Source organism: Azoarcus sp. Soil_N_20, from assembly GCF_057656155.1.
This window is the reverse complement of sequence record NZ_JBDGKX010000001.1, coordinates 374,111-397,641: the sequence shown is the minus strand read 5'-3', so window position 1 is coordinate 397,641 and position 23,531 is coordinate 374,111. Positions and strand designations below refer to the sequence as shown.

Below are 23,531 nucleotides of genomic sequence, written 5' to 3'. Positions count from 1 at the left end.
CCGAACGGTGGAGGGGTGCCAACGGTCGACAAGACGAGGATTCAGATAGCGCTTTGGATGAGGGCGTCCTCCACGGCAGCGGGCCGTCGAGAGACCCCGTGCTGTCCCCTGACCACCGCGAACGACGACCCCACACGGAAAGACTTCTTCGCGACAGTGAGACTGGGGGGGCTGGACGGCGGCTGCGCGTCGGGACTTCCAGTTCACCGCCTACCAGAACAGCCGCGGGCCGGTTCCAGGTCGCGGGGCCATGGACAGTGGTCCCCCTGACCTTTGCTGAAGGACCGGTTCGCGAGGTGCAGCGGACAGCCGTCCCAAGGAACGGTCAAAGTCCGGTGTCGGCAATTGCTGTCATTCGGCGGCGAGCCTTGACCGGCGGCACTCAGTCTGTTCCTGACGTTCAGTCGGCAAAGTCGAACGGCGGCTGTTGGCCGGTGGCCGACCGGCGCCATCCTACCCTCACTGACCGCTCCGCCCGCAAAGCTGCCGCTCAGGCGCCCACATCGCGTTGGCGCAACGAACGGCAGCTTCCACTGCGTCGGGTGTTGCGGCGAATGGCCGGACTGAAAAAGGCACTGAAAGCGATGGGAACCTCGTGGGCTCTTTCTGTCGAGACAAGGCAACAGATCCTGGCCCTGTCCATGGGCGATCACTCTGCGGTCAGCATCGCCGAGACTCGTCTTGCCGACTATCTGGAAGCGACAGGAGCCATCTTGCTTAGGGCTCAGGACCGCGTATCGGTTGCTGAACTCGTCAGACGGTACTTCGACCATCTTGCGCCGTTTGCAGATAAGGAAACAAAAAAACATGAGTTTCCGGCCGGCACCCGCTCAGCGCCCGGACGCGAGCCTCCGGACCGCGGCACTCCCGGACCGCTCCAGGAAGGCGCGCGTTGCCGCGCTGGCCTGAGGTGTGGTCTGCAGCTTCGTGGGTTGTCGTCTCCTGTGGTGCTGTGGGCGGGTGTTTCTAGGCCGCATGCGTGGCGCACTCACCTTCGAGGTGGGCGAGCATTTCCGTCACGGTGCACAGCTTGTCGCGCGGCCGCCCTGCGGGCCGACCCCGCTCGCGCTCGATCGCGTCGAGCCGATCCCAATCGGCCAGCGACACGTAACGCAGGCCGCGGCCGAACAGGCGCTCGGGCAGCTCCGCACGCGCCGCTTTCGGCGGCCCCAGCGCGGCAAGCAAGCTGTCGACGGTTTCCGTGGCATCGGCACGGTTGGTGCCGATCACCCCGCTCGGTCCGCGCCGGTACCAGCCGGTCACGAACATGCCCGCCATTGGCGTTCCGTCGCTCGCGACGACCTGACCGGCACGATTGGGGACGCTTGCGCTGCGCGGGTCGAAGGGCACGCCGGGGATCGCGGTGCCCCTGAAACCGATCGCGGAAACCAGCAGGCCGCAGGGGAGCGCGACGGTTTCGCCGGTCGCTACCGCCCGCTGCGCGAACGGCTCGCCTTCCAGGCGGTTACGCATCAGTTCCAGGCGCTCGCAATTGTGCGATCCGCGCACCCGGGTGGGGTTCAGCAGAAAACGGATCTCGATGGAAGCCCGCGCCGCGCGTCGTTCGCCCTCCGTCAGCCCACGCAACATGCGCAGGTTCCTGTCGGGTGCCGGATTGGCCCCGGCGTCGAGTTCCGCGCGGCACGCCGCGCCGATTTCCAGTTCGGCCGGCACCACCTCGACCGCGATGTCGGCGAGTCCGGTCAGCTCGCGCAACTCCTTCGGCGTGAAGCTTGCCTGCACCGGGCCCCGCCTGCCGATCAGCCGGACCCGGCGGATGCGGCTGTCGGCGAGCGCGTCGAGCGCATGCGCCGCGATGTCGGTGCGCGCGAGCGCGTCCACCGGCAGCGCCAGGATCCGGCAGATGTCGAGCGCGACGTTGCCGTGGCCGAAGACCACCGCCTCCTCGCACGACAGATCCGGCTGCAGCGCCGTGAAGTCGGGATGGCCGTTGTACCAGCCGACGAAGGCCCGCGCGCCGAAGCAGTTGCCCAGTTCCGCGCCCGGGATGTCCAGCGGCCGCTCGCCCTGGGCGCCGCAGGCGAGCACCACCGCATCGTAGGCGGCGCGCAGCTCGGGCACCTGCACGTCGTGCCCGATGGTGACGTTGCCGAAGAAGCGCAGCCCGGGCAACGCGGCAATGCCGGCGAGCACCTCGGCGGTCGACTTGAGCTTCGGATGATCGAGTGCGACGCCGTAGCGGACCAGCCCGAAGGGCGCCGGCAGCCGTTCAAAAACATCGATCCGGCAGGCCGGCAGCGCACGCTTGAGCGCCTCGGCGGCGAACAGTCCGCTCGGCCCGCTGCCGACGATCGCGAAGCGGTGGATCGTATCCATCTCACACCCCCAGCGCCTGGCGGCGGGTGTCGGCGCCCGGCAGCGGTGCCTGGCGCTCGCCGATCACCGGCAGCCGGCCGGCGGCCTCCCGGTTGCGGGCGATCCACGCATCGCCCTCGGCGTCGAGGTCGAACGCGTCGGCAATCGCGTGGACCGGGCAGGCGGACACGCAGGCGCCACAGTCGATGCACACCTCCGGGTCGATGTAGAGCCGCTCACTGTCGGCGTGAAAGCAGCGCACCGGACACACGGTGACGCATTCGGTGAATCGGCACAGATGGCAGTTGTCGGTAACGACGTGCGGCATGATGGCCTCCTGATTTGAAGGACGCTCGCGGCAGCATCAGGTCGGATCGACCGGACGGACCTCGACGCGGGTGTTGGAAAAGGCGGGTGCGCGGCCGAGGTCGGTGAAGGCGGCGGGATTGGCTGCGTTGACGCCCGCACCGCCGGCGCTTTGCGGCCAATACCCCATCGGCGCGCGGACGACGCCGGGCGGCACGTCCTCACCGACCTCGGCGAGCGCATCGAAGCTGCCGCTGGCGCTTGCCACGCGCACCGCCATACCGTCGGCGATGCCGCGCGCGGCGGCGTCGGCGGGATGAATCGCAACGCGTTGCGGGCCGGAATGGCGCAATTGGCGATCGAAGTTGGCGTAGCCCGAGTTGAGAAAGGCGTGGCTCTTGGGCGACAGCAGCACCAGCGGATGCGCGGCATCGGGCTCGAGCCATTCCGGTCGCCAGCACGGCAGCGGATCGACCGGGCTCCCGTCCTGGAACTCATTGGAGCCCTGGCGGAACACCGGCAGCACGAAATTGCCCCCCGCTGCCATCGATGCCTTCAGCTCGACCTTCCCTGATGGGGTCGGGAATCCGCCCTCGGCGTGCGGCGCATAGGCCTCGGCCGGTGGCAGCGACAGCCGCGCATAGCCGTCGCGGCGCAGACGCTCCAGGGTGACGCCGGCCATCGCCGGATGCGACCAGTCGTAGGCCAGATCGACGAGTTGCTCGTCCGACAGGCGGAAGCAGTCATCATCGAAGCCCATGGCCCGGGCAAGCCGGCGAAAGAGCTCGGTATTGGACACCGCCTCGCCCAGCGGCGGGATCCACGGCTGGTTGTAGCTCAGATACAGATGGCCCCACGAGAACATGATGTCGAGCTGTTCGGCCTGGGTCGTGGCCGGCAGCACGATGTCGGCGTAGCGGGCGGTGTCGGTGATGAACTGCTCGCTGACAACGGTGAACAGGTCCTCGCGGGCGAGCCCCTCGCGGATGCGCTGCTGCTCGCCCGCGACGACCATCGGGTTTGCGTTGTAGACGAACAGCGAGCGGATCGGCGGATCGAGTTCGAGCGCCCCGGTCAGTGCCCGGCCCAACAGCCACTGATTGAGCACCCGCGTCCCCGGTCGGATCAGGTCGGGCCGCGACAGCGCGTCCCACTGCACCGGAAAGGCCCACAACGGCAGCTGCAGGATGCCGCCGCCGGGCCGCCGCCACGCCCCCACCAGGGCCGGCAGACAGGATAGCGCGCGCACCGCCTGGCCGCCGCCGCGATGGCGCTCCAGCGCCACGCCGATGCGGATCGCCGAGGGCTGGCTGCGCGCGTACTCTCGTGCGAGCAGGCGAATGTCCTCGGCCGCGATGCCGGTCCATTCGGCGACGCGCTCGGGTGGGTATTCCTTCGCCCGCTCGGCCAGTTCGGCGAAGCCGGTGGTGAAGCGCTCCACGTAATCCGCGTCGATCAGGCCTTCGGCGACGATGACGTGGATCAGGCCGAGGGCGAGCGCCGCGTCGGTGCCGGGCCGCATCCGGACGTGCCAGTCGGCCGCGCGCGCGGTGCGCGAAACCGCCGGATCCACCACCACGATTCTCGCCCCGCGCTGCTGCGCGTCGGCGATGATCGGCCACAGGTGCACGTTGGTGCTCATCGGGTTGGTCGCCCACAGGATGATGAAGCGGGCGTGGCGCAGGCTCTCCGGGTCCATCCCGGCGGTCGGGCCCAGGGTCATGATGTAGCCGGTGCACGCGCCGGAGTCGCAGAAGGTGCGCTCGGAAATCGTCGCGCCCAGACGGTTGAAGAACGGGTCGCCGACCGAGAGCCCGTTGAGCGTGCCCTGGGTCCCGAGGTAGCTGTAGGGCAGGATCGCCTGCGGTCCGGACTCGGCGATGATCCCGTCCCAGCGCCGGCGAATCTCGTCCAGCGCCTCGGACCAGCTGATCCGGACGAAACGTCCTTCGCCTTTCGCCCCCACCCGGCGCAGCGGGTGGAGCACCCGGTTGGCGCTGTGCACGCGCTCCTCATAGTGGTTCACCTTCACGCACAGCCGCCCCGCCGTATATGGGTGGTCCGGATTGCCCGCCACCGAGAGCACCCGCCCGTCGCGCACCTTGGCCACGATCGAGCAGGTGTCCGGACAGTCCTGTGGGCAGGCGCCGAGCACGGTCCGGGTTTCGGCGGAGCTCGTTTCGTTGCGATCTTCGTTCATCGTCTTTCTCCTTGATCGGGCCGGCCTGGGTGTCAGAAGACGTAGGCCAGGCGCAGGTTCAGCCGCAGCTTTTCGGCGGGTCCGTTGTGCACGTCGAGGTCGCGCCCGAGCTGCACCTGTACCTGTGTGCTGGGGGTCACGAAGCTGGTGAAACTCAGGCGCATGTATCGGGTGCGCAGCGCGTCGTCGGACGACACGCCGTCCACCCTGGTCTCGCCGCCCCTGACCATGCCCAGCGAAAGCCCGACATGGGTGGCCGGTGAAAAGTGGTAGCGCAGATGGGCCTGACCCTCGTAACGCACCGCCTGCTCGAGCCGCGCACTGGTCGGGCCGAAGTCGTCGTTGTCGCCGTGGAAGGTTGCGTCGCCGACCAGGTCCACCGCCCAGCGCGTGCCGAAGTGCTTCACGTAGGCCATTTGCAGGATCGCCCGGTAGCGGTTTTCGCCCAGGTTCAACGCGTCGTCGCGGTCGTAACGGCCGGTGGGCAGGATCAGATAGGGCGACACCGCGAACACGTCCCGGGCCTCGTTGAGCGCGATCTTGAGCGGCGCAGTGAGGATGAGGTCGCCGACGCCCGAGGCGCTGCCGAGGGCGTCCGCCGTACCGTGCCCCTCGACCCGGCCGAAGGGCAGCAGGAACTGCGGATCGACATAGGCGTTCTCGGACAGTTGCACGACGTGCAGCAGACGGAAGATGCCGACCGTCGGGCGCAGCTCGAAATCGTCGGCAACGCGCCGACCGTCGCGATACAGCTTGTCGGTCTCGGCAAACTGCAGATACTGGACCGCGATCGTCGCGCCGGCAGGATAGGCCTCGTAATCCCCCGGTGCGACCTCCAGGGCCGACGCGGACGAAGTGGCCAGGACGAGCGCCGCGCTGAGCCCGCAGCGCAGCTTCTTCAGGGGTCGTTCGAACTTTTCCATCACGGTTCCTCGTTTGGGTTTGGAAGTCGGGGTGGGCCGAAGCGCTGCCACCATGGCCGACGTCGAGGCGTTCGGCGCCTTGTCTCCGGCTTGCGAATCCAGTTTCCGACCAGGACGCATCGACTGCTTTGCCGAAACGGACCGATTGCTTGCCTGCGACGGCAGGAAGGCGGAGGCGGCGTGCGACTTGATCGCAACGGCCCTGCGCTTGTCTCAGGCGGCCCGGTTGACGTCAGGGAACATCAATCCGAAGATGAGCGCACGCGATCCCCCAACCGCCCAAGATGTGCGATGGATCTACGACTCTTGCTGCCACCCGATACGCCGGCCGAAAGGCCCCCGGCCAAGTCCCTCGTCCGGGTCGTGCAGGAGGAAGTCGGCGGCTTCGACGCCGATCCGCTGGATTACTGGCGCGAAGTCATCCTGCGCAATTTCGCCGACGTCGAGGTGCGCGCCGCCGACCGCAGCGAATTCCACGGCCGGGTACAGGCCTGCCATTCCGACGCCGGCCGGCTGTCGCTGATCGTTGCCGCAGAGCAGAGCGTGCAACGCCGCTACCGCGAACCGCGGACCGCGTACGAGGACGTGTTCTTCGTGGTGCTGATGAACCAGGGCACGCAGGCGATGGAGCAGGGCGGCCGCGCGGTGCTGCTCGAGCCGGGCGACATCGCGATGTACGACGCTACGCGACCCCATCGGCTGGCATTCGGCGAAAACTGGTCCGAGGTGGTACTGAGCGTTCCGCGCGCACTGCTGCAGGCCCAGATCGCCCGGACCGAGCTCTGCACCGCACGCAAACTCACTTCGACCTCACCGCTGGGCTGCATGCTGGCCGACGCAATCCGGAGCTGGGTGAGCCAGCTCACCCGGGTTCAGGACGACACGATGCCGGTGCTGATGCGCCACGCCTCGGCGCTGCTCGGCCTCGCGTTCGCCGCCGAGGGCTTCGTTCCACCCGAAACGAAATCCCGCCTGGCCGCGCTCGAGCGGATCAAGTCCTTCGTCGGGCACCACCTGTCGAATCCTTCCCTCGGCAGCCAGTTCGTCGCCGAGGGCACCGGGCTGTCCCCACGCTATATCAACCGCCTGTTCGAGAGCGAATGCACCTCGCTGATGCGCTACGTGCTCGACGCCCGCCTGGCCCGTTGCCGCCTCGAGCTGGAAGATCCCCGCTTCGCTGCGCTCGGCATCACCGAGGTGGCGATGCGCTGGGGCTTCAACAATCTCTCCCACTTCAGCCGGACCTTCCACGAACGCTACGGGATGTCGCCGAGCGCCTGGAAATCCTGCGGCGAAGGCGCTTGCAGAAGCGGGCACGTCCCCCGATCCGGAACCATGGCGCTCGGATGACGCTCGACGTCGGCAGCAGCGTTGGAACTGACCCCATCGACTGCTCCGGCAAATCCACGCCCTCGGGTACGCGGCCTTGATCGGCTGCATCGGCCGGCACAAACTGCTCGCCGAAACGGCGCTGGAACTTCAGCTTAACCCTTCAGTTCGGGGAAGTCCTCCTCGAAGAACTCCAGCTCGCCGCGGGCCGACGGGCTGCGCCCCTCCTCGGCCTTGCGCAGCTCCACGCGGCGGATTTTGCCCGAAATGGTCTTGGGCAGATCGGCAAAGGCCAGGCGGCGAATGCGTTTGTACGGTGCCAGGCGCTCGCGGGTGAAGGCGAAGATGTCCCTGGCCAGCTCCTTGCTCGGCGCGTGGCCTGCGACCAGGATAACGAAGGCCTTGGGCACTGCCAGACGCACCGGGTCCGGACTCGGCACCACCGCGGCTTCGGCCACCGCCGGGTGCTCGATCAGCACGCTCTCGAGTTCGAACGGGCTGATGCGGTAGTCGGAGGCCTTGAACACGTCGTCGGCGCGGCCCACGTAGGTGATGTAGCCATCCTCGTCGATGCTGACGACGTCGCCGGTGCGGTAGTGCCCGTCCCGCATGACCTGGGCGGTCTTCTCCGGGTCACCGGCGTAGCCCACCATCAGGCCGATCGGGCGGTGCTCGCCAAGCACCAGCGAGGCCTCACCCTCGGTGCTCGCGTTGCTGTCGGCATCGAGCAGGGCGACCTTGTAGCCGGGCAGCGGTCGGCCCATGGAGCCGGGCTTGAGTGGCTGATCGGGTGTGTTGCCGATCTGCGCGGTGGTCTCGGTCTGGCCGAAACCGTCGCGGATGGTGATGCCCCAGGCCTTCCTCACCTGGTCGATGACCTCGGGATTCAACGGTTCGCCGGCGCTGATCAATTCGCGCAGCTTGGTCCTCACCACCGCAAGATCCTGCTGGATCAGCATGCGCCACACGGTGGGGGGCGCGCACAGCGTGGTGACCTCGTACCTCACCAGCACTTCGAGCAGCGCCTTCGCATCGAAGCGGCTGTAGTTGTACAGGAACACGCAGGCGCCGGCATTCCATGGCGCGAAGAAGCAGCTCCACGCGTGCTTGGCCCAGCCCGGCGACGAGATGTTCATGTGGCGATCGTCGGGCTTGAGGCCGATCCAGTACATCGTCGACAGGTGGCCGATGGGGTAGGACTGGTGGGTGTGCAGCACCAGCTTGGGCCTGGAAGTAGTGCCCGAGGTGAAGTAGAGCAGCAGCGGGTCGTCGACGCGGGTCACGCCGTCCGGGGTAAACTGGTCGGGTTCGGCCGTGGCCTCCTCGAAGGCCTTCCAGCCCGCCGGCGCGCCGCCCACGGCGATGCGGTCACAGCTGCCGGACAGGCTCTCAAACTTGTCGGTGTGGGCCGTGCCGCACACCACATGCTTGACCTGGCCGCGCTCGACACGGTCGACCAGATCGTCGGGCGTGAGCAAGGTGGTCGCAGGGATTACCACTGCGCCGAGCTTGATCGCGGCAAGCATGGTTTCCCACAGCGGCACTTCGTTGCCGAGCATGATCAGGATGCGCTCGCCGCGCCTGACGCCCTGCTTGCGCAGCCAGTTGGCAACACGGTTCGAACGTGCCGACATCTCGGCGAAGGACAGCTTCGACTCGCTGCCGCCCTCGTCGATGATCCACAGCGCGGGGTTGTCGTTACCCTTTGCCATCGCGTCGAAGTAGTCCAGCGCCCAGTTGAATTCCTTGAGCTTCGGCCACTTGAATCCGGCGTAGGCGGTGGCGTAGTTGCTGCGGTACTGAAGCAGGAAGTCGCGTGCGGTGATGAATTCAGATACGTCGGTCATGAATTCCTCCTCAGTGCTTGGCGATACCAGTCGAATAACGGAAAATGGAGCATCGCACCGTGTCGGCCATGCTCGCCAGCCTTGTGTCCCTGCAGGAGATCGCCTCAGACGGCAATATAGACCGATTTCTGCTCGAGATAGCCGTCAAGCGCGGCCCGGCCCATCTCCTTGCCGAATCCCGATTGCTTGTAGCCGCCGAATGGCATCGCCGGATCGAGCAGATTGTGGGAATTGACCCAGACGGTGCCGGCCTTGATCCTCGGGATCAAGCGGTGAACGCGGGACAAATCGTTCGACCAGATACTGGCGCCGAGGCCATACGGGGTGTCGTTCGCCCAACGGACAACCTGGTCGAGATCGTCGTAGGGCATCGCAACGATCACCGGCCCGAAAATCTCTTCCTGAACGACGCGCGACTTCTGGTCCACCTTGCTCAACACGGTCGGCTTCACGAAGTAGCCGACGTCTGTAGCCCTCCCACCGCCCGCCACCACCTCGGCACCCTCCTGCCGGCCGATATCGATATAGCCGCACACCCGATCCATCTGCTCGCGTGAAACCAGCGGCCCGATCTGGTTGGCGGCATCGAGCCCGTGGCCGATCTTCAGCGCATTGGCCTGATCGGCGAGATCGGCGACGACGCGATCGAAGACCTTTTTGTGCGCATACAGGCGCGATCCCGCGCAACAGACCTGCCCCTGATTGAAGTAGATCGCCTGCGCCGCGCCCGCCGCCGCGAGTTGTGGATCGCAGTCCTCGAGAACGATCACCGGCGACTTCCCGCCCAGTTCCAGCGTCACGCGGGCCATGTTGTCCATCGCCGCCTTGCCGATCAACTTGCCCACTTCGGTCGAGCCGGTGAAGGTGATCTTGTTGACCTCCGGATGCTGGATCAGCGCAGCTCCGGCACCAGGCCCATCCCCGGTGACGATATTCACCACCCCCTCGGGAAAACCGGCTTGCTGGATCAGTTCGCCGAGAAACAGTACAGACAGTGGCGTCTGCTCGGCCGGCTTGAGGACGACCGTGCAACCGGTGGCCAGCGCCGGGGCAAGCTTCCAGACCGCGAGCAGCAAGGGAAAATTCCACGCAACGATCGCGGCCACCACCCCCACCGGCTCGCGTCGCGTGTAGCTGACGAGTTCATTGTTCGGAAGGAAGGGGATGGAGACATCGACGGTGCTGCCCTCGATCTTGGTTGCCCAGCCGGCCATGTAACGCATGTAGTTGACTGCCAGCCCCACGTCCACCGCGTGGGCAATCGCTGCGGACTTGCCGTTGTCGATCGACTCGATTTCAGCCAGGGCCTGTCCGTTCTGCTCCATCAGATCTGCCAGCCGGAGCATCAGGCGTTCACGCTCGACCGGCTTGGCCCGGCTCCACGGGCCGCTTTCAAAAGCCCGCTGTGCGGCCTTGACCGCCGCCTCGATGTCTTCACGGCCGGCTGCCGGCACGCTGGCGATCGGCTGCTCGGTCGCGGGGTTGACGACGTCCAGTGTTCCGCCTGCACGTGCCTCGACCCAGCGCCCGTCGATCAGCATGGCGTGGCTACTGCGCGACAGGAACTCCTGGGTACGCGCCTGCAGTGTTTGAGCGAACTCGGCTCGATTCATGGTGCTTCCTTGTTGTTCAGGTTGAATGGCTAGAACGCGTTCAGAACTGATAGGTCAGGCGCGCAAAGAACTCGTTGTTGTGCTGCATCCCGTCGACAAAGTCGCGGTACTTGCCCTTGTGCTGCGAGTACACGGCGTTGTAGTAGAGGTCGGCAAGGATCGACTTCGAAGGCTTCCACTTCACGCCCGGCTGCAGGTACCAGCCCCCCTTCAGGTCGGTGAGCACTGCAAGGTCGAAGCGGAATTCAAGCGTCGGCGAAGGCTGCTGGATTGCAAGTGCCACTGCATTGAAACCGCCCGACTGGCCGCGCGGTGCCGCGCCCGGCGCATTGTCCACACCGCCCAGGTAGCGCCCGAACAGATCGCTCTGCGACTTGTGCAGCCACTGCGTGACGAAGTAGGTCGCCGGGAAGGCGCTGCTGAACTTGTGATACTTCTCGAATATCAGTGCAAACTGATATTCATCCTTGCGGATGTAGTCGCCCAGCGTCGGGTTGGTGAAATACTTGTTCGGCGTGTAGGAGAACTCGAAACGGCCAATCAGCTGGTCGAGCAGCGAGTCGGGCTCGCCCTCGAAGACGTGGTTGATGCCGCCGCCCACCACCGTCTCGCGCTTGTACTCGCGCTGAAGCCAGCCACGCAGCGGGCCCGCCACGCCAGGTGTGAAGAAGGTGTCGAGAACGCACTGGGCCGCGGCCTTGCTGCCGACACGGAAATTGCCATATTCCGCGCGCGACGCACCACAGGCCGTCGCGAGCCCCACGAGGCCATAGGGATCGCCGGCGGTGGTGATGAAGTTCATCGAGGTCGCGACGGCCTCGATGCCGTCGAGCCGCGAGTTCGACGCGCCGTGGAACCACTCCGCGGAGCTGTAGACGCCGGTCGGATTGACTGCGAAGGCCGAGCCGGGCAGCGCACCGTCCCCCTTGGCCGCGCTCCACTTGTACACACCATCCGGGTTGATCCGGCTGATGAGGAAGCCTTGGTAGCCGAAGCCGCCGACCTCTCCTTTGACGCGAAAGCCCGCATTCAGCTTGTTCTTGACGTCGTCGTAGCCAGGCTTCTGGTCGACCGTAAACTGGCTTTGGATCAGGTTGTACGAAGTGTTTGGATTCGGTACCAGGGTCGGAGCGAAGCGCTGCACGAAGGCGTCGATCTCCATCTTCTCGCTGACGCGATAGTTGCCGCGCACACCGAGCGCCGAGCGCCGCGTGTCCGAGTACTCCTCGGCGGCCACGCCGAACAGGTGGCCGCGCAGATCCAGGCCGTTGGGTTGGTCGGCCACGCGGAAAAACAGCGCCTCGCCCCAGGCGATCTGCTGGTTGCCCGCACGGATCCATAGCGGCCCGTCGTTGTAGTCGAGATAGGCTGCCGGCAGATCCACCAGTGCGCGTTTGCCGGCCCAGGCAAGCGGTCCGCCTGCGCCACCGCCGAACTGTTGACGGAAGCTCTCGCCGGAGCGGAAATTGCCCGAGCCGGTCCCGGTGCCGCCGACGCTGCGGTTCCCGTAGGCATCGTCCACATGCGCGGTCTCGTCGAGGATGCCGCGCAGCTTGATCGTCGCTTTCCACGACTCGCTGAGTTGGCCGTCGAGATTGAGCTCCAGCCGTGTCGCCAACCAGTTGATGTGCTCCTTTTTGGCGTAGGCTGCTGGGCGCGTCAGGGTGGGCGACAGCGCGGCCGCGACGCCATGGTTGGTATAGCTCACGCCGTTGTCGGACATGCCATTCTGGTTGTTGAGATTCTGGTCGCGAGTGGTCTTGACCGCCAGTTCCTGCCGGACCAGGCCGGAGACGGACCACTCGGCAGCCTGCGCCGCACCGGAGAGCGCCACCACTGTCGCTGCAGCGACCACCTGCCGCGGCGAGATCTTCGTCTGAGTTTTCTTCATTGTGTCGTTTCCGAATCTTGGGTTCATAGATCAAGCTCCAGGATCGATCCGCCCGCACCTACCGCGATCAGCCGCTGCGGACCGTTCTCCCCGCCACGCGATACCAGCGCTTGGTAGGATGCATTGCGCACGAACCTGGAATTCACGGCATTCCACGACGCTCCACCGTCGCGACTCACCGTCAAGACGTTGATGCCACTGGCCAGCACGTCCCCCTCGGGGGTGGCGAATACACTGGTCAGGATCGCCTGCGTTCCGGTCGTGTGCGCCTTCCAGGTCGCACCATCGTCACGGCTGCTCAGCAGCGCGCCGCTCTGCCCGACGGCATAGAGCCGGCCGCCGTCAACTACCGCAAGGCCGAACAAGGAGCGCTCGCCCTTGTGCAGGGCCTTCCATTGCCTGCCGTCCGAGCTGCGCAGCACCAATTCGAACTCGCCGACCGCGGTCACGACACCGCCATCGGACACATGGACGCTGTACAGATGCGGCTCCATGCCATCCTCGGTGAAACCGGTCCAATCGACAGCCTGTGTCGTCCAGGTCCGGCCCCAGTCAGATGAGCGCAGCAGCGTGCCGAACGCCCCGACGGCATAGGCGACGCCATGGCGGTTCATCGCCACCAACAACAGGCGGGTCTGGACAGGTGAGGGCGTGGCCTGCCAGCCTTTGCAGTCCTCGGATACGTAGATCAGTCCGGTTTGTCCGACCGCGACGCAATGTCCCTCGCGCATCGCTACCGACAACAGTGCAAGGTGGTTCATCGGGAAGGCCTGAGGCTCCCAGCTTGCGCCACCGTCGGCGGTGGCGAGCACGCTGCCGAAGGCGCCGACCGCGATACCGTGCCGCCCCTCGAAGGCGACGTCGTACAGCGCATCGTGCGGCGTACCCGCCCGGACCTGACGCACGCTTACGGCATCGGTGCCCGCAAGCACATCGGCCGCCCCGGCAGGCACCGGCAGCAGCCAAGCCAAGGCCGCCAGCATCGCCGCCGACGCAGCACCCTTGAGCGCACGGCGCGGCCGGCCCCTCCGGACGGCACACCGCCCTTTTTTGCAGGAGGCAGGCATGATCAGGCCCCCAGGCGCTGCAGCGCCTGCTCGGTCATGAACTTCTCGATCATGCCCGGGTTGTCGTAACTCGACTGGTAGCCCCCGGCGATGCTCTTGGCCTGGACAAAGCGCGTCATGCGGCCGTCCTGCAGGTTGTGCACCGTCACGGCGGTCCAGGACCAGTTGGTCTTTCCGCTCGCATCCAGGATTTTCTTGTTGCCCTTCTCGTACATGCCGTAATGCATCTCGCAGGCCTTGTAGAGCTCGCCGCGCCGGTCGTAGCTCACGAACGCCACGAACATGTGGTTGCGCACGTCGATCCACACGCGCTTCTTGCCGACCGGCGCCCGTGGGTAGCCGGTGGGCTCCGCTTCGAAAACCACGACGTCGGGGCACAGCTCCATATTGGTCTCGAGGAAAGTTTCACCCTTCGGACCGCCGTGTACCGGATGCTCCCAGTTCGGATGGTCGCCGTTCCAGTTCTCCGACACAGCGGCGAGAAACGGGCCGCGACCGACGACCTTGTAGTTGCCCCAGGTCAACATCGGATCGCCGGCACCCCAAGCGTCAGTCAGGAACAGATTCATCCCGGCTACCAGCGGCTCGAAGCGTTGGTTGGTCGGGAACTTGCGCACGCGTTTGAAGGCCGGCAGGTAGCCCACCAGTTCAGGGAACTTGCGCTGGTCGTAGTGCCAGGTGCTCAGGTAGCCGGTGCCCTTGACGTCCACCGGCGAGGTGAAGAACACCGACTGCAGGCGCAGCTTGTCCTCCAGGCCCGGAAAGGTCTTGCCGTCGGCACGCGCCAGCGTGTTTTCTTCCACCCAGACAAAGTCGTACTGGTAGCTCAGCGACCCGTCTGGCGAAATCTCATGGTCACGGATGGCATAGAACGAATTGTCGTGGCGTCCCCAACACAAGGTAATGTTGGCCGCCAGTTCCAAACCCGTCTTCGCGTCCGGAAACGGAGTGCCACCGATCCACGGCTTGCCGTCGAGGGTCACGACATTGCCATCCTGATCCAGGCGCGCCTTGCCTTGATTCCTCAGCGTTGCCTCGAAATACCGGTGTGGATGCATCCGTGTGACATCGCGTGTCGTCGGCACGATACGGATCCTGCGACCCATGGTCTTGACCTGCAGGTAGGCACCCGGATCGAGAAGTTCCTTCACGATGTCGACGTTGTCGGCGGTGATCACGTCACCGGTCTTGATCTTGCCCTTCGTATAGGCATCGATCGACATCAGCTCATCGGGATAGGCCTTGGAAATGTCGGCCGAGCGGGCGAGCAGCGGCCAGAGCGGCCCGAGCACGCCGGCGGCGACAATGCCCTTGGCTGCCTGCTCCAGGAAGAAGCGGCGGCTGTAATCGTGGTCATACTTTCTAATGTGCATGGTTGTCTCCTCCTTCGTTGGCGGGTGCGATGCAGACCTCGCGGGTCTTCGATAGGGTTCAGGCGGGCACGGCCACTGGAGCCTCCTTCTCCAGCGTCTCCATCGCCGGGGACTGCTTCTCCGGGCGCTTCGTCTCCAGGGATTCGGACAGGGCCGACATGTCGCTGCGCAGGAACCTGGGCTTGACGAGGTAAACCAGCAGTGGCAGCAGCACCAGCGCGAGCAGCATGTTGATGAGCATCAGCGCAACCAGCAGCAGCCCGGTGTCGGACAGGAACTTCAGTTCCGACAGGAAGTACCAGGGCACCAGGCCGATGGTCATCAGCGACGCAGTGAAGAAGATCGCCTTGCCGCAGGTGAGCAGCGCGGTGCTGATCGCCTCGCCGAGGTCACGGTTCGCGGCCTGGTACTCCTCGCAGATGCGGGTCAGCAGATAGATGCCGTAGTCGATGCCCACGCCGATGCCGATTGCCAGGATGGGAAGCGAATTGACGTCAAGACCGACGCCGGCGAGCGACATCGCGGCCGTGAGCATCGCGTTTGCGAGATTCACCGGGATCAGCAGCAGGATGCCCGCAACGATGGAACGGTAGGCCAGCGAACAGCCGATCAGAATCACCAGGTTGAGCGCCAGCAAGATGCGGCTCTCGTAGTGCACCACCGTGTCGTTGATCGATTGTTGCAGCGCAATCGCGCCCGAGGCGAGCCGAATCTGGAAGTTCGGGTGCTCGGCCCTGACCTGGGCAACACAGGCGCGGGCCTGGGCCAGCGCGCTGTCGACCGTCGCCTGCCTGTTGTCCGCGTACCAGAGCGAGACCGTGGCATTCCTCTGCTCGAAGTCGGTCACGTGCAGGAAGACCTTGGCGTTGGTGCCCGCCATCAGCCCAGTCAGGGCGGCCACGGCCGAGGCGTCGTCGTTGTCCAGCGGTGCCCACTTCGGATTGCCACCGCTGAAGACGCGGTTGGCCTCCGGCGCCATGTCGGCGAAGGAGAGCGTGGCGGTTGGCTGATTCGGGCCGCTTTCCAGACAGTGCTGGAGGTCGCGCATCGTCACCAGCGTGTCGCTCTGGCCGATGATGCGCGCGCCGTCCTTGCCCTCGAAGATCACCTCCATGGTCATGGACCCCGGGAAATGCTGGTTGATCTCACGCACCGCGAGATTGAACTTCGAGTCATGGTGCAGCAGGTTCGTCCCCTCGACCGGATTGCCAACCTGCACGCGCAGCATCAGGAAGATCGACGCGACCCCGAGCGCAAGGAACACAAACGCCGTATAGGAGGCATTGCGGCCATGCGACAACGCCGCAAAGCCGCCGAGCGCACGCCGGATGCCGCGCTGCAGCGGGCCGCTGTGCTGGTCGGTGCCGAGCAGGTTCTCGACGTTGCCCGGCCGCGGCATCAGGCTCAGCAGAATGGGCGTGAGGAAGACGCTGCATGGGACGAGATTCAGCGCCCACAGGCCGGTGAAGAGCGCGAAGCGCTCCATGGCGGGAATCGGTGCCAGCGCCACCAACAGCAGCCCGGCCACGTCGGTGAAAATGCCCAGCGTGCCCGGATAGACCAGCGACACCAGCGACAGCTCGGCCGCCGCGTCCTTCGGGTGGCCGTCGTGCAGCAGCTCGAAATAGCGCTCGGTGGCCTGGACGCAGTGGCTGAAGCAGCGCGCGATCAGCAGCAGCGGCACCACCATCAGCAACGGCTCGACCGGCAACCCCATCCAGCCGACCAGGCCGAACCCCCAGATCGCCGACACCGCACTGACCAGCACCGGCACCAGGATGCCAGAGACATTTCGCATGTGAAAAGCCAGCACGCCGAACATCAGCACCAGCGTGATCGCGAAGATCGCCAGCGTATTTTCGCCGAAGGCATAGATCCATCCGGTCATCATCGGGAAGCCGGCGGCGTGAATCTCGTGACTGCCGTCAGTCTCCTTCTCAACGATGGCCTGCACCGCCTCGAAAACCCTGCCGTAGTCGATCGACCGCTCGATGAAGGTCGCGTTGACGATCGTCGCCCTGCCGTCCGGGGACACCAGAAAGGTGTTGGCGCCGGGCGATTCGTCGACGCGGCGGCGGATCTCGGCGAGTTGTTCCGGCGTGGTCGGCAGTTCGTCGTCCATGATCGGATTCGAGAAGATCCCGTCGGGCGTCACCACCGTATAGCGCGCCTTCGGGGTCGCAATCGACAGGATCTGGTCGTGGTCAACGCCGGGCGCCAGGTCGATGTCGCGCGAGATCCGCCAGATCTTTTCGAGCGTATCGGCCTGGAACACGTCCTTCCCGTCCGTGCGCTTGATCATCAGCGTCACTGTCAGCGGATTGCCGAAATTCGGGTGATCCTTATAGACCTGGACGAAGGGATGATCCTTCGGGAAGAGGTCCGAGAAAACCGTCTTCACTTCTACACGAGTCAAGCCGACCGCGAAGAACGCGGTGATCACGCCCATCGCGAGCAGGATCGCCCAGCGGTTACCGAGCGCGAATCTCGCGAGCTTGCGCCGGAGGTCAGTCTTTTCCATCAGTCACCTGGAGAGTTTTGTTCAATGATCGATACGGAAGATGCACGAGGGTCTAATTGAAATCCTCGAACCGGGGCGAACTCAGTCCGCCCAACACTTCAGCTTGGTCGGCCCACAGACGCAGCAACAGCTCACGGGCCGGCATGAATCCGGGAATACCATCGGGGGGGCGACGCACGTCGCTAAAGACGCACTCGCTCTTCCCGCAGTCATTCGAATCTGATGATCGAACGTCCTGCCTGCTCGAAAAAATTGCCATCGCCGCCTCCTTATTCAATTCACGAACATTCTAGGATCGCGTTCCTTTGAAATATGGAGCCAAAGATTGCCGCTCTGAGAGAACCAAAGTTGGCTGCGAACGGAACGAGGACGCGCCTCACGGTCCGCGGGGAAGCTCCGAAGAACCGTAGCGAGCAGTCGATGGAAAGGCGCAACGAGTGTATAACTGTCGCCATATCAGATAGATAGACGCCATCATTGCAACGCCGTAGTTGCCAGACAAGGTGGTCTTACGGCAGTGCAGCAGGCTATTCAGAGCTTCCCCTGAGGCAGGGACAGCAAAGCCTATAATCTATTCAGACCAACAAGGTCCCACGGTTTTCCGGCAACCGTCCGGATGGTTGCAAGATCCAGAAGTCGATCACTCGCCCGGAGCGAGTCTATTTCGAGCACGTTTATGCACTTGCCAATTTCGGTTGATTCAAAGCGCGAGAAGGACCTGGTGACACAAATCTGTGAGGAGATCGCTCTTCTCGTAAAACACCGGAAACTGAGCATTGGAGATACGATTCCGCCGTCGCGAGAATTGAGCCAACAACTCGGGGTCTCCAGGAATACCGTTATTGCCGCCTATGAAAAGCTCGCCATGGACGGCTATGTCCGCGCTGATGGCCGCCACGGCACGAAGATCTGCGACCAGCCGGAGCGACGCCTGGAAGGCGCGCGCGACAAACTGTTCTCCTCCGACCCGGGAAACGTTCAGGCGCTCGCATCCGGGGCTCAGATGGCCTTGCGAGCTCATTCCTCGCTCTTCGATCCGATTCGCAGTCGATTGCAGTATGATTTTCGAGTTGGATTGCCGGATGCCTCGCTATTTCCACATGAAATTTGGATGCGCAGTATCAAAGCCAGGTTGGGGAGTGCAGGCAAAGGATTTGTTTCCTACCCGGATCCGTCCGGTCACCCGGAACTTCGCCACCAGATCGTCGACCTAGTCCGATTGACTCGCGGAATCAACTGCTCTGCCGATCAGGTCATCGTCACGGCAGGGATTCAGGAAGGCCTGAATGTCGCCGCCAGATTGCTGGTGGAAGCGGGCGACACCGTTGCAATGGAGGATCCCACTTATTCCAGTGCAGCTGCGATCTTCAAGGCACACGGTGCTCAACTGCTGCCTCTACCGGTGAACGAGGATGTCGATTGGCCGCCCGCACACACCGGGCTCGACGCCGCTCCAAAGGCCATCTATGTCACGCCGTCGCACCAGTTCCCGATGGGGGCGACGATGCCGCTGAAGAATCGGCTGGCATTATTGTCCTGGGCGAAAGCGTCGGCCGCATACATTCTGGAAGATGACTACGACAGCGATTTTCGCTACCGCGGCTCGCCTCTTCTTGCGCTCGCAAGTTTGGATGACAGCGAACGAGTTATGTATTTTGGAACTTTCAGCAAATCGATGGGAGCGGGGATCCGTCTGGCCTATATGGTGGTCCCTCCGACCTTGGTAACTGCAGCCAGAGCGGTCAAGGGGTTGTTGAATCACGGGAGATCCTGGCTGGAGCAAGCCGCCATGGCTGATTTCATTGCAGGCGGCCACTTCGACAAGCATATCCGGCAGGTTCGCCAGATATACGGAAAGCGATGCGCCCTTCTCGCCGCGCTTCTGAATGAAGCCGTTCCGGATGGCACCATCCGCGGCGAAGACGGAGGGATGCACTTATCCTGGATTCTTCCCCCGGGCATGAATTTCGCGACGGCCTTGCAGCGGAGTCTGCTGGCAGAAGATGTCGGAATATATACTCTTCCAGATGGTCCGGCCTACCTGGCCAACCCCAATGATCTCGCCGAACGCGTCATCCTGCTCGGCTATGCCTGCCTTGACGAACGATCCATTCGGGCCGGAGTGGGACGAATCAGACAATGTATAAACAACTTGCGCATACAAGGAAAATAGCGCTTGGCCATAGCCGCGTTCGGCAAAAAAACACCGGCTGCGCAGGCGGCCGGTGCCAAGGGAGACATGCGATCAGGGACTTCCGCGAACTTGTCAGTTCGGCAGTTGATCCCGCGTGATGACCCATAGCTTCTTGCTGAAAGGACCTTTCGATGTCCAGGTTACATGCATCCCGGAAGACAAGCCGATCACATCCCCTGCCCTGAATGAATGCTTCGTGCCGGTCTCCGTTTCGACCACCTCGACTTCCCCCTCCAAGAGGAGAATCGTCTCGTCGCCCAAGGTTCCCGTATAGGGCGTGATCAGAGTGCCATCCTTGTCTACATTACTTCCCGGAATACCTTTTCCGGAGCGCCAGATGCCGCTCATCATCGTCCCGGTTGAGCCACCTTCCCGAATGAAGAACAGTTCGCCCGCGACCAGAGGCCCCTCCTTCGGCTCGATGAAATGGTAAGCGGCCCAGTCCGGGGGGTTGTCGTTGATATTGGTAATGAGCAAATCGGTCGGCGGATTCGGCGTCGCCTCGGAGCCGTTGAAGATGCACCAGTACTTTTTGAAGTATGGTCGATCGATATCCCATGTAACTTCCAACCCTTTCGGAGTACTGATGACCGACCCGGGCGAAACGCGATAGCTTCGTCCGGTTGAGTTCACGGTCAGCGTCGCGGTCCCCTCGATAACCACAGCCGTCTCATCGCCAAGCGGCGCCGAATAGAACACGCGATGCGACCCGTCGCTCGCAGCGCCCGGAGACGTAGTCCCGGTGCGCCAGAACCCCGCCATCAAAGTACCGGACACACCGTGGGCCCGGATAACCGCTATCTCACCGTGGACCTGCGGCCCCATGCTCGGCTCGACCCACTCGAACGGCACCCATTGATCCGGCGATAAATCCGGGCTTCCTCCGTGCACTTTGCGCACGGCGAAAACTGCGTTTGCATAGCCATCATTGCTACCCATCTCACTTCTCCTAGTGAATACGTTAGAGCTCGACATCCTTATACAGGGCCATGCTGGAAGGGGTCTCCGCGGTGACCGGAAAATGGAATCCGCATTCACCGCAGGCCTGGGCAAGCCTTTCCTGCTCACGCGCCAGATCGTATTGCCCGTCCTCTGCCGTCCCGCAGCATGGGCAAACCCGAATGAGCCTGGTGTTCTTGAGTTCGAAATTGGTGATGATGTCCTCCATGATGGCGCCGGTTCGCACCGCCCACTGCTTTGCATGTTTGTGGTACGTATTCATGTGCCAGTCTTTCAAGGCCTCAAAGCTGGTCCAGAAACTGACTTCGTTGAACCATTGCGGATCCTCGGCGTGAACCCACCACGTCAAATGCATGAATCCGGGAACATCCTTCAGATGCTGACGCACTTCGCTGAATACAAGCTTGAACTTCTCGTAGCCATCCGGACTCGAGAATCGAACTCTCTGCATGCTTAGATAAATCGCCATGGCCGCCTCCTTGGTAAGGTCACGGTTAATTCTAGGACGTCGGTCCTTTGAAGCATGGAACCAAAGACAGCTGCTCTGACAGAGCCAAAGTTGGAACAGGCACTCACGCCGGGGAGGGCCCACAAGTGCCGCGGTGTCAATCATCGGCAGGCCAATGACCAGCGAGGTGCGTTCGTTGAAGGCGCCGGGCGACAGCACCAGAACGTGATGTCGGTCGCGCATCTCCCGTCCGGCCTGTGGATTGCAGTCGATCCAGAACCGGTGCAATGGGCGCGGACGCAATGCGGTGCGCTGCTTCCGGCTGCCCCTCTTCATCTCGGCCTGAGCCTACTCCTTCCCGCTGGCGGCGGTGACGATCGCGACCTTCGAGATGGGCGTGCGGACCGGGGCTGTCTTCTACGCGGTGCTGGCGTGGCTGCTGCTCAGCGCGGTGGTGGCCGTGCTCGCATACAAGACCCTGCTCACGGCCCGCGCGCCGGAGCGTGAGGCCACATCCGGCAGCGAGTGCGGCACACGGCCAGGCCTCAGCCGTCGCAGGACCGCATCTCCGGCGCCAGCCGCCATGCCGCCGTGTCGCGCAGCGCGAACGCGCACCCGGTCTTCGCCCGCACCTCGTCCACGGTGACGCCCGGCTGCAGTTCGACCAGGGTGAGGCCGCCGCCCTTGTTCACCAGGAACACGCACAGCTCGGTGATGATCATGTCGACCACGCCCTTGCCGGTCAGCGGCAGCCGGCACTGCGGCAGGATCTTGGGCGAACCGTCGCGGGCGGTGTGCTCCATCAGCACGATCACGCGGCCGACGCCGGAGACCAGGTCCATCGCGCCGCCGGGGCCCTTGACCATCTTGCCCGGCATCATCCAGTTGGCCAGGTCGCCGTCCTGCGACACCTCCAGGCCACCGAGGATGGAGAGGTCGACGTGCCCGCCGCGGATCATCGCGAACGAGTCCGCGCTGGAGAAGAAGCTGCTCCCGGGCAGGCTGGTGATGGTCTGCTTGCCGGCGTTGATCAGGTCGGCATCCAGCGCCTCGGGCGGCGGGAAGGGGCCGATGCCGAGCAGGCCGTTCTCCGATTGCAGCGTGACCTGCATGCCGTCGGGGATGTAGTTGGCGACCAGGGTCGGGATGCCGATGCCCAGGTTGACGTAGTAGCCGTCGCGCAGCTCCTGCGCCGCGCCATGCGCCCGCGCAGCGGGTCGTGCTTGCCCGCGGCGGGACCGCCCGCGGTGGTGCGGAACTCGATCCGCTTCTGGTAGCGCGCCCCCTGGATGATCCGGTCCACATAGATGCCCGGGGTATGGATCTGGTCGGGGTCGAGCTCGCCCGGCTCGACCAGCTCCTCGACTTCGGCCACCGTCACCCGGCCGCAGGTGGCGATCATCGGGTTGAAGTTGCGCGCGGTCTTGCGAAACACCAGGTTGCCCGCACGATCGCCTTTCCATGCCTTGACGATGGCCAGGTCGGCACGGATGGCCGGCTCGAGCACGTAGCCGCGGCCATCGAAACTGCGCGTCTCCTTGACCGAGTTCACGGGGCCTGAGCAGCTCAGCGAGGAGACGGCCGAGACGCTGGACATCGTCGTGCACGCCTTGGGCGCACTTGAGCTTCACGAGGTAACGTCGCGCATGGCGCGGCTCATCAGTCACGGGCCGCCTCAGGTGTGGATTCCGGCCGCGAAACTGATGTTCGCATGGCTTGCGCGACGGCACGCCATGGCCGGCTACGACGGCACCGCGCTCGCGATGCACCTGGCGCTGTTCGAGGCCTTTGCCGAGGAGGTCGGGGGCGGCGCTGGCAGTGGCGGCCGCTTGGCCGCCACTGCCCGCCGCTTAGCGCGTTGGCGGCTCACGGCAAGGTACGTCCTGGTCTTCATGCTGCTCGCCACCTTCGATGCCACCAGGAAGGCGTCGGTACCACGATCAGCGGCTTCAGGCTCGCCCGCCGACGTCTCCACGTAGCTCTCCTGCCGCGTGTGGGTCAGCCAAGCCTGGCCTCATCCGGCCCGAATGCAAGATCCTTCGAGCCGGCCAGCGCCCGGTCAGACCGCGCGCTTCGGCCAGACGCTGTAGGCCGGTGCGCCCGCCCACCTGCACGAACAGCCGGTTCAGCGCCTGGGTGATGTCGGCGCCGTAGAAGCGGCGGGCCGCCATATGGCCCTTGACCTCGTGCAGAATGGTCGCCTCGAGATCCGCGGGCGACTCATGAGCATCGGCGACCAGATATACCACCTTGTCACTCAACACGCCTTTGGGGCGCTCGTCGGCGCCGTAGTCGCGGGCTACCTGATCGCGCACCGCTTGCGGCAGCGCCGCATGCGTCGACACGAGGCCCAGATCCACATTCCAGACTTTCTCCGCGGTCGGTCGCACCGGGGCGACGACCCCGGCCGCGTCGTCCAGACGGATTGGCTCGAAATCCACCCCCTGCCCCGGCGCTTGCCGAAGGACTGAGGGGTCGTCGGTCGCACCGGTGTCGGCCTTCGGATCGATCAGATCCACCACCGGCTTGCTCGTTCGCGAACC

At 64.5% G+C, this 23,531-nt stretch carries 17 protein-coding genes and 1 pseudogene; 3 read left to right on the top strand and 15 right to left on the bottom strand.

The window, feature by feature from the left end:
* Window positions 1–966: 966 nt before the first annotated feature.
* Genes AC3A35_RS01830 through AC3A35_RS01815 form a run of 4 tightly spaced genes read right to left on the bottom strand, consistent with a single transcriptional unit; the run spans window position 967 to window position 5,745 of the window.
* Window positions 967–2,337, bottom strand: a complete 1,371-nt coding sequence (locus AC3A35_RS01830; protein WP_487434121.1) for an FAD-dependent oxidoreductase — start codon at window positions 2,335–2,337, stop codon at window positions 967–969.
* A gap of 1 nt (window position 2,338) precedes the next feature.
* Window positions 2,339–2,644 (bottom strand): 4Fe-4S dicluster domain-containing protein, encoded by a 306-nt coding sequence (locus AC3A35_RS01825; protein WP_487434120.1) that lies wholly within the window; start codon window positions 2,642–2,644, stop codon window positions 2,339–2,341.
* Between the two features lie 36 nt (window positions 2,645–2,680).
* Window positions 2,681–4,822 (bottom strand): molybdopterin-containing oxidoreductase family protein, encoded by a 2,142-nt coding sequence (locus AC3A35_RS01820; RefSeq protein ID WP_487434119.1) that lies wholly within the window; start codon window positions 4,820–4,822, stop codon window positions 2,681–2,683.
* A 32-nt stretch (window positions 4,823–4,854) separates the two neighbouring features.
* Window positions 4,855–5,745, bottom strand: coding sequence for a transporter (locus AC3A35_RS01815; RefSeq protein ID WP_487434118.1), 891 nt, complete (start codon window positions 5,743–5,745; stop codon window positions 4,855–4,857).
* Window positions 5,746–6,036: 291 nt separating this feature from the next.
* On the opposite strand from AC3A35_RS01815, the gene AC3A35_RS01810 reads away from it, so the two are divergent.
* Window positions 6,037–7,095, top strand: coding sequence for an AraC-like ligand-binding domain-containing protein (locus AC3A35_RS01810; RefSeq protein WP_487434116.1), 1,059 nt, complete (start codon window positions 6,037–6,039; stop codon window positions 7,093–7,095).
* 134 nt (window positions 7,096–7,229) lie between these two features.
* Here the strand turns inward: AC3A35_RS01810 and AC3A35_RS01805 are convergent, their stop codons facing one another.
* The 6 genes from AC3A35_RS01805 to AC3A35_RS01780 all read right to left on the bottom strand — a co-directional run bounded on the left by AC3A35_RS01805 (window position 7,230) and on the right by AC3A35_RS01780 (window position 17,386).
* On the bottom strand, window positions 7,230–8,921 hold the full coding sequence (locus tag AC3A35_RS01805) for an AMP-binding protein (RefSeq protein ID WP_487434115.1): 1,692 nt from the start codon (window positions 8,919–8,921) through the stop codon (window positions 7,230–7,232).
* A 104-nt stretch (window positions 8,922–9,025) separates the two neighbouring features.
* On the bottom strand, window positions 9,026–10,534 hold the full coding sequence (locus AC3A35_RS01800; RefSeq protein WP_487434113.1) for an aldehyde dehydrogenase family protein: 1,509 nt from the start codon (window positions 10,532–10,534) through the stop codon (window positions 9,026–9,028).
* A 40-nt stretch (window positions 10,535–10,574) separates the two neighbouring features.
* Window positions 10,575–12,425 (bottom strand): DUF1302 family protein, encoded by a 1,851-nt coding sequence (locus AC3A35_RS01795; RefSeq protein WP_487434112.1) that lies wholly within the window; start codon window positions 12,423–12,425, stop codon window positions 10,575–10,577.
* A gap of 23 nt (window positions 12,426–12,448) precedes the next feature.
* Window positions 12,449–13,396, bottom strand: a complete 948-nt coding sequence (locus AC3A35_RS01790; protein WP_487434111.1) for a WD40/YVTN/BNR-like repeat-containing protein — start codon at window positions 13,394–13,396, stop codon at window positions 12,449–12,451.
* Window positions 13,397–13,494: 98 nt separating this feature from the next.
* On the bottom strand, window positions 13,495–14,865 hold the full coding sequence (locus tag AC3A35_RS01785) for a DUF1329 domain-containing protein (protein ID WP_487434110.1): 1,371 nt from the start codon (window positions 14,863–14,865) through the stop codon (window positions 13,495–13,497).
* 58 nt (window positions 14,866–14,923) lie between these two features.
* Window positions 14,924–17,386 (bottom strand): efflux RND transporter permease subunit, encoded by a 2,463-nt coding sequence (locus tag AC3A35_RS01780; RefSeq protein WP_487434109.1) that lies wholly within the window; start codon window positions 17,384–17,386, stop codon window positions 14,924–14,926.
* Between the two features lie 676 nt (window positions 17,387–18,062).
* On the opposite strand from AC3A35_RS01780, the gene pdxR reads away from it, so the two are divergent.
* On the top strand, window positions 18,063–19,559 hold the full coding sequence (gene pdxR, locus AC3A35_RS01775; RefSeq protein ID WP_487434108.1) for a MocR-like pyridoxine biosynthesis transcription factor PdxR: 1,497 nt from the start codon (window positions 18,063–18,065) through the stop codon (window positions 19,557–19,559).
* A 93-nt stretch (window positions 19,560–19,652) separates the two neighbouring features.
* Here the strand turns inward: pdxR and AC3A35_RS01770 are convergent, their stop codons facing one another.
* From AC3A35_RS01770 to AC3A35_RS01755, 4 genes and pseudogenes are all read right to left on the bottom strand, one after another.
* A complete protein-coding gene (locus AC3A35_RS01770; protein WP_487434107.1) occupies window positions 19,653–20,519 on the bottom strand; it encodes a cupin domain-containing protein in 867 nt (288 codons plus the stop codon).
* 22 nt (window positions 20,520–20,541) lie between these two features.
* Window positions 20,542–21,324: a type II toxin-antitoxin system PemK/MazF family toxin gene (locus AC3A35_RS01765; protein WP_487434106.1), complete on the bottom strand. Its 783-nt coding sequence runs from the start codon at window positions 21,322–21,324 to the stop codon at window positions 20,542–20,544.
* Window positions 21,325–21,533: 209 nt separating this feature from the next.
* Entirely contained in the window at window positions 21,534–22,172 is a 639-nt protein-coding gene (locus tag AC3A35_RS01760; protein ID WP_487434702.1) for a 3-oxoacid CoA-transferase subunit B, read from the bottom strand.
* A gap of 161 nt (window positions 22,173–22,333) precedes the next feature.
* Window positions 22,334–22,585 (bottom strand): annotated as a pseudogene (locus tag AC3A35_RS01755) (CoA-transferase); the annotation flags it as partial.
* Here AC3A35_RS01755 and AC3A35_RS01750 point away from each other — a divergent pair.
* Window positions 22,527–22,967: a hypothetical protein gene (locus AC3A35_RS01750; protein WP_487434727.1), complete on the top strand. Its 441-nt coding sequence runs from the start codon at window positions 22,527–22,529 to the stop codon at window positions 22,965–22,967. The pseudogene AC3A35_RS01755 and the gene AC3A35_RS01750 overlap by 59 nt on opposite strands.
* On the opposite strand, the gene AC3A35_RS01745 is transcribed toward AC3A35_RS01750, so the two are convergent.
* Window positions 22,938–23,510 carry a hypothetical protein gene (locus tag AC3A35_RS01745; protein ID WP_487434105.1) on the bottom strand — a complete coding sequence of 191 codons (573 nt, stop codon included), beginning with the start codon at window positions 23,508–23,510 and terminating at the stop codon, window positions 22,938–22,940. The two genes, AC3A35_RS01750 and AC3A35_RS01745, sit on opposite strands and share 30 nt — an antisense overlap.
* Window positions 23,511–23,531 lie beyond the last annotated feature (21 nt).